This window comes from Thomasclavelia sp., assembly GCF_017889095.1.
Classification (GTDB): Bacteria; Bacillota_I; Bacilli_A; order Erysipelotrichales; family Coprobacillaceae; genus Thomasclavelia.
This window is the reverse complement of record NZ_JAGHEW010000165.1, coordinates 1-9031: the sequence shown is the minus strand read 5'-3', so window position 1 is coordinate 9031 and position 9031 is coordinate 1. Positions and strand designations below refer to the sequence as shown.

The window sequence follows — 9031 nt, the reverse complement described above, 5'->3', positions numbered from 1 at the left end:
TTACTAATATATCATTATATATGAAATATTAATTCTATAACATTTCATGAAATATAGTAAACAAAAAAAAGAAATCTGATATTTTCAGATTTCTAATTTATCATTATCGCTAAATTGACGACATTGGCCCGCAGGCTTTTTATTCAACGATTGTACCGTATACTTCCCGTCCGCAGCCAGCAGCATTAGATTCATCAGTATCAATATGCATTGCTAGTGCATAGCTGTCGCTAACACGACAAACAACATCACCGAAAACTAAAGAACGACCGTCAGTTTCAATATTTACACTAACAACATCTTTATCTTGAACGCCAAATTCTTTAGCATCAGCTGGTGTCATGTGAATATGACGTTTGGCAGCGATGACACCGCAAGGAATTTCAACTTCTCCAGCTGGTCCTACGATTTTACATCCGGCAGTTCCTTCAATATCACCAGATTCTCTAATTAAAGCATTAAAACCTAAAGAACGAGCATCAGTTAAAGAAATTTCTACTTGTGTTGCATTTCTAGTAGGTCCTAGAACTGACATTTTTTGTTCCCCTTTAGGACCAACTACAGTAACTTTTTCTGCGCAGGCAAATTGTCCTGGTTGTGATAAATCTTTTTTGTTTGTTAATTGATATCCTTTACCAAATAATGTTTCTAAATCTTCGTTTGATAAATGAACATGTCTTGCTGAAGTTTCTACAATAAATTTTTTTGCCATTTTTAATCTCCTCTTCTTTACTATTTATATTACACTTTTTAAGGCCATTTTCAAGGAAATAGCTTAAAAAGTGTAAAAAAATAAAAATTTTTTTAAAAATTTTAAATAGAAAAATTTATTAAATTAGTAAAAAAATATTATCATTTATGCTAAAAAATAGTCAAAATAACTAAAAAATGGCTAAAAATAGGCCTTAAATTAATTAAAAAGTCAATATTTTTAGAAAAATCCTAAAAATAGATGATATCTTTACACATTTAACTAAATAGTGTATTATGGTGCTACGAAAAGGGGGAACCAATATGAATAAAGATAAAAACCTTGGATTATATGATGAATCATTTGAACATGATAACTGCGGAATTGGTGCTGTAGTTAATATTAAAGGAATCAAAACACATCGTACCGTAAGCAATGCTTTGAAAATTGTTGAACAATTAGAACACCGTGCTGGTAAAGATGCTGCTGGAAAAACAGGTGACGGTGTCGGAATTTTAACTCAAGTGCCATATAGCTATTTTAAAAAAGAAATCAAGGATATTGAATTGCCTGAAGCTGGTGAATATGGAGTTGGAATGTTATTTTTACCAGTTGATGAACATTTACGTAATCGGGTCAAAAAAATGTTAGAAACGATTGTAAAGAAAGAAGGTATGGATTTTTTAGGATGGCGTGAAGTACCTACTGTTTCTAATGTGTTAGGAAAAAAAGCGATTGATGCAATGCCAGCAATTTATCAATGTTTTATCGCTAAACCTGATGATGTAGCTAAAGGAATGCCGTTTGAAAGAATGTTATATCAAACAAGAAGAATTTTTGAGCAAAGTAATTTTAAAGATACTTATGTTTGTTCATTTTCATCAAGAACCATTGTTTATAAAGGAATGTTTTTAGTCGATCAATTACGCTCTTTCTTTATTGATTTACAAGATAAAGAATATAAAAGTGCAATTGCTTTGGTTCACTCACGTTTTTCAACGAATACAATGCCATCATGGCAAAGAGCGCATCCTAATCGTTTTATTGTTCATAATGGTGAAATTAATACGATTAAAGGTAATGCCAACAACATGCTTTGTCGTGAAGAAATCATGGAAACTGATTTATTAGATACTAATAAAGTATATCCGGTTGTTGATGTGGATGGTTCAGACTCAGCAATGCTTGATAATACTTTAGAATTTTTAGTGATGTCAGGGATGGATTTACCACGAGCAGTGATGATGTGTATTCCAGAACCGTATGACAATGATAAAAGTATGTCCCAGGCCAAAAAAGATTTTTATGAATATAATTCAACTTTGATGGAACCATGGGATGGTCCCGCTTCAATTTTATTTAGTGATGGTGAAGTAATGGGGGCTGTCTTAGATCGTAATGGCTTACGACCATCTCGTTATTATATCACTCGTGATGATTATTTAATTTTATCATCAGAAGTAGGAGCATTAGATATTGCTCCTGAAGATATTGTCGTTAAAGATCGTTTACGCCCTGGTAAGATGTTATTAGTAGATACTAAAGCTGGTAAACTGATTGAAGATAATGATCTAAAAGAACGTTATGCTCATAAACAGCCATACGGTCAATGGTTAGAAAGTAATTTAATTAAATTAAAAGATATGCGAATTCCTAATGCCAGAATCAAACGTTATCAAGGTGATGAACTAACTAGATTACAAAAAATCTTTGGTTATAGTTATGAAGATGTTAATACTTATATTAAAAAGATGGCATTAAATGGTAATGAAGAAGTTGTAGCAATGGGAAATGATGGACCATTAGCCGTTTTATCAAAACAACATCCGCCTCTATTTAATTACTTTAAACAACTATTTGCTCAGGTAACTAATCCACCAATTGATGCAATTAGAGAAGAAATTATTACTTCAACTTCTTTATGTATTGGTAGTGAAGGTAATATTTTAACCGATGATGAACGTAACTGCCGTTTACTTAAAATTGAAAATCCAATTTTGAGTAATACTGATATTTTAAAAATCAAAAATATTAAAAAAGAAGGCTTTAAAGTAGCAGTATTATCAATTTTATATTATAAAAACACATCATTAGAAAAAGCGTTAGATAAATTATTTGTTGAAGCTGATAAGGCGTATCATAGTGGTGCTAATATTTTAATCTTGTCAGATCGCGGGGTTGATGAAAACCATGTGGCAATTCCATCATTGTTAGCAATTGCTGCCATGAACGTGCATTTAGTTAATACTAAAAAAAGAATGTCTGTCGCATTAATTATCGAATCTGCAGAGCCTCGTGAAGTTCATCATTATGCAACTTTAATTGGTTATGGAGCTAGTGCAGTTAATGGTTATTTAGCTCAAGATACAATCTTTAATTTAATTGATGAAGGTTTATTGGATAAAGATTATTATGCAGCAGTTGATGATTATAATGAAGGAATTTTACATGGAATTGTTAAGATTGCTTCTAAAATGGGAATTTCAACGATCCAGTCATATCGCGGTTCTCAAAATTTTGAAGCAATTGGTTTAGCTAAAAGCTTTGTAGATAAATACTTCCCGAAAACAGTAACTAGAATTGAAGGTAAAACGATTGAAGATATCGAAGCTGATGTGGATTATCGTCATAATAAAGTTTATGATCCATTAGGGTTAGATGTTGATATTACTTTAGATAGCCGTGGTGATCATAAAGAACGCAGCGGTAAAGAAGAACATTTATATAATCCGCAAACGATTCATAAATTGCAATTAGCGACTAGATTAGGTGATTATCAAATCTTTAAAGAATATTCTAAATTGATCGATGAAGAAGGAGAAAAGTCTAATTTAAGAGGTTTATTACAGTTTAAGAAAACAAAATCAATTTCTATTGATGAAGTTGAAAGTGTTGATAAAATCGTTAAAAGATTCAAAACCGGGGCAATGTCTTATGGTTCAATTTCTAAAGAAGCTCATGAAACTATGGCAATTGCAATGAATCGTTTACACGGAAAATCAAACAGTGGTGAAGGTGGTGAAGATCCAGAACGGTTTGTTGTTGATAGTAATGGTGATAGTCGCTGTTCAGCTATTAAACAAGTTGCTTCAGGACGATTTGGGGTAACTTCAAGATATCTATGTTCTGCCAAAGAAATTCAAATCAAAATGGCTCAGGGAGCTAAACCGGGTGAAGGTGGACAATTACCGGCTGGCAAAGTTTATCCATGGATTGCTAAAACGCGTCATAGTACTCCTGGTGTTGGATTAATTTCACCGCCACCACATCATGATATTTATTCAATTGAAGATTTGGCACAGTTAATTTATGATTTAAAAAATGCTAATCAAGATGCCCGGATTTCAGTTAAGCTAGTATCTGAAGCTGGTGTCGGTACGATTGCGGCCGGGGTAGCTAAAGCTGGAGCTGGAGTAATTTTGATTTCTGGTTATGATGGAGGAACTGGAGCAGCGCCAAGAAATTCGGTTTATAATGCCGGATTACCTTGGGAGTTAGGTTTAGCTGAAGCTCATCAAACGTTAATTAAAAATGAACTAAGAAGTCGAGTGGTTTTAGAAACTGATGGTAAATTAATGACTGGTCGTGATCTTGCAATTGCCACAATGTTAGGGGCTGAAGAATACGGATTTGCTACAGCACCATTAGTTACAATGGGTTGTGTAATGATGCGGGTTTGTAACTTAGATACTTGTCCGGTTGGGGTAGCTACGCAAAATCCAATTTTGAGAAAAAGATTTACTGGTAAACCTGAATATGTCGAAAACTTCATGCGCTTCATTGCCCAGGAATTGCGTGAATATATGGCAATGTTAGGATTTAAAACAATTGATGAAATGGTTGGACGAAGTGATTTATTAGAAGTACGTCCAGGAGTTGAAAATGTTGATCTATCAAAAATTATTGATAATCCATTTGCTCAGGCAAAACATAGTCATCATGATATTAAAGATAATTATGATTTTAAATTAAATGAAGTTAAAGATACAACTGTTTTATTAAAACAGTTTGAACATGCTTTAAAGAACAAACAAAAAGCAACAGTTAAAGTTGAAGTATCGAATACTGATCGTACTTTAGGAACTTTATTTGGATCAATGATTACAAAACAATATCCAACTGATTTAGATGATGATACGTTTACTGTTGAATGTTATGGTTCTGGCGGACAAAGCTTTGGTGCCTTTATTCCTAATGGTCTAACATTATCATTGCACGGTGATAGTAATGACTATTTTGGTAAAGGGTTATCTGGTGGTAAATTAGTAGTTGTACCGCCTGAAAATAGTAAGTTTAAAGCTGAAGAAAATATCATTATTGGTAATGTTGCACTATATGGAGCAACATCAGGAAAAGCCTTTATTAATGGAATTGCAGGAGAACGTTTTGCCGTTAGAAACTCTGGAGCAACTGCAGTTGTTGAAGGAGTGGGGGATCATGGCTTGGAATATATGACCGGTGGTTTAGTTGTGGTTTTAGGTCAAACCGGACGTAACTTTGCTGCAGGGATGTCAGGAGGAATTGCTTATGTATATGATCCTGATAATCGATTATATTCAAGAATTAATAAAGAAATGGTTTCTTATAGTAGTGTTAGAAGTAAATATGATGAAGAACAGTTACGTAAACTAATTTTAGAACATTATCAACATACTAATTCTGCTGTTGCTAAAAAAATACTAGCTGATTTTGGTAGTCAAGTAATGCTGTTTAAAAAGGTAGTTCCCGCTGATTATTGGCACATGCTTGAATTGATCAAACATTATGAAAAACAAGGATTAACTAATGATCAGGCTAAAGTCGAAGCTTTTAACCAAGTTAGAAAGGAGGGTAACCATGGGTAAACCAACGGGATTTTTAGAAATTGAACGTAAAGTTAGTCAAGATATTGAACCAAAGAAAAGGATTACAAATTTCAAAGAATTTCATCAGCATTTAAGTAAAGACAAACAAGCAATGCAAGGAGCACGCTGTATGGATTGTGGGGTACCGTTTTGCCAGTCTGGAAAAATGCTTGAAGGAGCAGTATCAGGTTGTCCATTAAACAATTTGATCCCTGAGTGGAATGATTTGATTTATCATAATAATTATAAGCAGGCTTTATCAAGGTTATTAAAAACTAATAATTTTCCGGAATTTACTGCAAGAGTTTGTCCGGCTTTATGTGAGGAAGCTTGTACTTGTGGTTTAAATGATGATCCAGTAACTATCAAAGAAAATGAATTTGGGATCATTGAAGATGCGTATCAAAAAGGGTTGATCAAACCATGTCCTCCAAAACAAAGGATTGATAAAACGATTGCGATTATTGGTTCTGGTCCAGCGGGTTTAGCAGCGGCTGATCAATTAAATAAACGTGGTTATCAGGTAACTGTTTATGAACGTGATGATCGAATTGGTGGTTTACTAATGTATGGAATTCCCAATATGAAATTAGAAAAAGAAGTTATTGATGGGCGAATTGAAATCATGAAAGCTGAAGGAGTTACTTTTAAAACTAATGCGGGAATTGAAAATAAAAAACAGGTCAAAGAATTACTAGCAAATTATGATCGGGTGATTTTAGCCTGTGGTAGTCGTAAACCACGAAATATCGATGTTCCTGGTCGCCAAGGCAAAGGTATTTATTATGCGGTTGATTATTTAACTGGGGTTACTAAATCACTGTTAGATAGTAATTTAAAAGACAACAAATTTGTAACAACAAAAAACAAACATGTTTTAGTTATTGGTGGTGGGGATACTGGAAATGACTGTGTCGCAACAGCAATTCGTCTAAACTGTAAAAGTGTAACTCAGTTAGAGATGATGCCTGAATTGCCAGAAGTTCGCAGCCTTAATAATCCTTGGCCACAATGGCCGCGAATTAAAAAAACTGATTATGGTCAACAAGAAAGTATCGCTGTCTTTGGTAAAGATCCTCGCATCTATCAAACAACCGTTAAAGAATTTGTCCTAGATGATCAAGGTAATGTTACTAAAGCGATAATTGTTACTTTAGAACCAAAAGAAAACGAAAAAACTAAACGAGTTGAAATGGTACCGGTAGCTGGAAGCGAAAAAACACTACCAGTTGATTTAGTTTTAATTGCAGCTGGTTTTGTCGGCTGTGAAGATCATGTTGTTAAAGCATTTGATCTTAAAACAACCCCAAGAGGAAATGTTGCAAGTAATCAAGATTATCAAACTAATATTCCTAATTTATATGTAGCCGGGGATATGCGCCGGGGACAGTCTTTAGTCGTATGGGCTATTCGTGAAGGACGAGAAGTCGCTCGAGCTGTCGATTTTGATTTAATGGGTTATAGTAACTTATAATAATAGAGCCAGTTTTCTGGCTCTATTTTAATGAATGTTATTACGATGTTTACCGGTCATATCGGTAATTGTTAGTTTCAATACTGTTGTTGCTTTGATCATATCAGTATTAAATTTAAAATCTTCAGCGTGATAATGACGCATTAAAATTTTAAGACCATCATATTTGTCTTTTTCATCAACAAACTCAATTGTACCATGGCCAATGACACTCGAATAACCCATTGTACAACTCATTCTTTCTTCATATAAGATAAAATTATGTTCACAATCCATGGCAAAAGTCACGTGATTATCTTTTCGCAGTAAATCTAATTTAGTTCCTTCATTGGCGCAATGAAAATACAAATAAGCTTTTCCGTCTTGAACATCTAAACCAAAGTTAAGTGGAACGATGTATGGATAATCTTTATCATTGATGGCAATTGTGCAACTATCACATTTTTTTATGATTTCAATAATTTCGTTAAAATCAGTAATTTCACGATCTTTTCTTCGCATTTTTTATTTCCCCCATTAATAAAGCTGCCATTATTATATCATTTTGGGCTTAAAAAAACTATCTTTGGCTAAACCTAGTTGATAACAAAACTTTAAATAATTATAATAAAGATTATAGATACAAGGCAGCAATAAAATGGGGGAGTTATGATGATTAAAAAGAAAAATATTAAATTTTTTATCAAAACCGGTTTAAAGTTTTGTTTGGTGATAATGTTGATTATAGGTTTAATTGGCTGTAAGTCTGATGAGGAAGGAAATGAGAAAATGGCAACAGTTAACTTAGAATATCCGGGTTCTGATACATTACCAGAAAGAGATATAATTACTTTTACCGATGCTAAAAGTGAACAGATTGCAGCGATAGCTTCGACAGATAATGATAAAAGATATGTAAATATTGCACCTGGTGAATATATTGTAACTTCTAATTATCTTGATACAGTTAGATTTGAAATAAATAGTATTCGTGAAGTATGGACGGTAAAAGCTAATTATAAAACTAAAAAATTTAAAATAACGCGAATAATTATATAAATAATTATAAAAACAGTATGTTTAAAATAGATGGAGATTATATAAGTGAACTTAAACAAAATTATTATAGAAGCTTATATAGTGAAATGGATGAATATTTAAAGCAAACTGGTTTTAACAGTTGATCAAATGATACATGATCCATCTAGCGGTCAAATTGGGATCTTTGTGGATACAGGAACCGAAGGTTTTTTCAAAGATTTGAAAATTGTAAATTATGATTAATTTGGAACGTTTAAATAACGTTCTTTTTACTTTGAAAATTAAAAAGCAACTGATGAGTTGCTTTATGTTTTAGTAATAATACATTGTTTCTTATAAAAAGATATTCTATAACCTAAAACTTCAGGATATCCCAATTTTAAAAAGTCTTTTGAAAACTGTTTTTCTTCTATCTGTTTAGCTGCTTTTTGACTATCCTTAATCAAACTGGCAACTCCATTACTATGTTTACATTCCAAAATAATACACAGCCTTGTAAGTCTTCTTGGTACTAAAGCGATATCAAATCTTCCAGCACCGCTTTCCTTATTTGAATGCACTTCATAGCCAGTTTCCTGTAAAAATTCAGCCATCAAGCCATGATAAAAGCTTTCTAAACTGTCATAATAGCTGATACTTGATTCCAGTACATCAGATAATATATCAATAGCTGCCATGACATCGATTGTTTGTCATACGGGAGTATTAGGTGGTCAATATACATTTAATCACTTTGATCCTATTAAAGATATTCCTAATGGAGTTTATTTAAGCTCATTTTATAGTAATTTTCCCACCCAACAATTAATTGATGAAATGTTTGCTTTTATCAATGAAAATAAGATTGAGCCTGTTATTGGTAAGGTTTATGATTTTAATCAGATCGGTGAAGTTCATCAAAATATGGAAGAGCATAAAGTTATTGGAAAAAGTGTGGTATTGATCAAGGATTAGTGATTTGATATAAAATAAATATGTTGTATTGAAACATCTTAGATAATT

General features: G+C 32.8%; 7 protein-coding genes. 4 read left to right on the top strand and 3 right to left on the bottom strand.

Features of this window, described 5'->3' with window-relative positions; translation table 11 throughout:
- Positions 1-139: 139 nt before the first annotated feature.
- On the bottom strand, positions 140-712 hold the full coding sequence (gene pduL, locus J7M77_RS07390) for a phosphate propanoyltransferase (protein WP_296877192.1): 573 nt from the start codon (positions 710-712) through the stop codon (positions 140-142).
- 302 nt (positions 713-1014) lie between these two features.
- Between pduL and gltB the strand changes: the two genes are divergently transcribed.
- Entirely contained in the window at positions 1015-5535 is a 4521-nt protein-coding gene (gltB, locus tag J7M77_RS07385; RefSeq protein ID WP_296877191.1) for a glutamate synthase large subunit, read from the top strand.
- Positions 5528-7009: a glutamate synthase subunit beta gene (locus tag J7M77_RS07380; protein ID WP_296877190.1), complete on the top strand. Its 1482-nt coding sequence runs from the start codon at positions 5528-5530 to the stop codon at positions 7007-7009. Before gltB ends, J7M77_RS07380 begins: the two co-directional genes overlap by 8 nt.
- A gap of 27 nt (positions 7010-7036) precedes the next feature.
- Here the strand turns inward: J7M77_RS07380 and J7M77_RS07375 are convergent, their stop codons facing one another.
- Positions 7037-7510: a pyridoxamine 5'-phosphate oxidase family protein gene (locus J7M77_RS07375; RefSeq protein WP_296877189.1), complete on the bottom strand. Its 474-nt coding sequence runs from the start codon at positions 7508-7510 to the stop codon at positions 7037-7039.
- 150 nt (positions 7511-7660) lie between these two features.
- Between J7M77_RS07375 and J7M77_RS07370 the strand changes: the two genes are divergently transcribed.
- Positions 7661-8047: a hypothetical protein gene (locus J7M77_RS07370; protein WP_296877188.1), complete on the top strand. Its 387-nt coding sequence runs from the start codon at positions 7661-7663 to the stop codon at positions 8045-8047.
- 287 nt (positions 8048-8334) lie between these two features.
- Here J7M77_RS07370 and J7M77_RS07365 read toward each other — a convergent pair whose 3' ends face one another.
- Entirely contained in the window at positions 8335-8706 is a 372-nt protein-coding gene (locus tag J7M77_RS07365) for a PD-(D/E)XK nuclease domain-containing protein (RefSeq protein WP_296877187.1), read from the bottom strand.
- Here J7M77_RS07365 and J7M77_RS07360 point away from each other — a divergent pair.
- On the top strand, positions 8705-8983 hold the full coding sequence (locus J7M77_RS07360) for a zinc-binding dehydrogenase (protein WP_296877186.1): 279 nt from the start codon (positions 8705-8707) through the stop codon (positions 8981-8983). The two genes, J7M77_RS07365 and J7M77_RS07360, sit on opposite strands and share 2 nt — an antisense overlap.
- Positions 8984-9031: the final 48 nt, after the last annotated feature.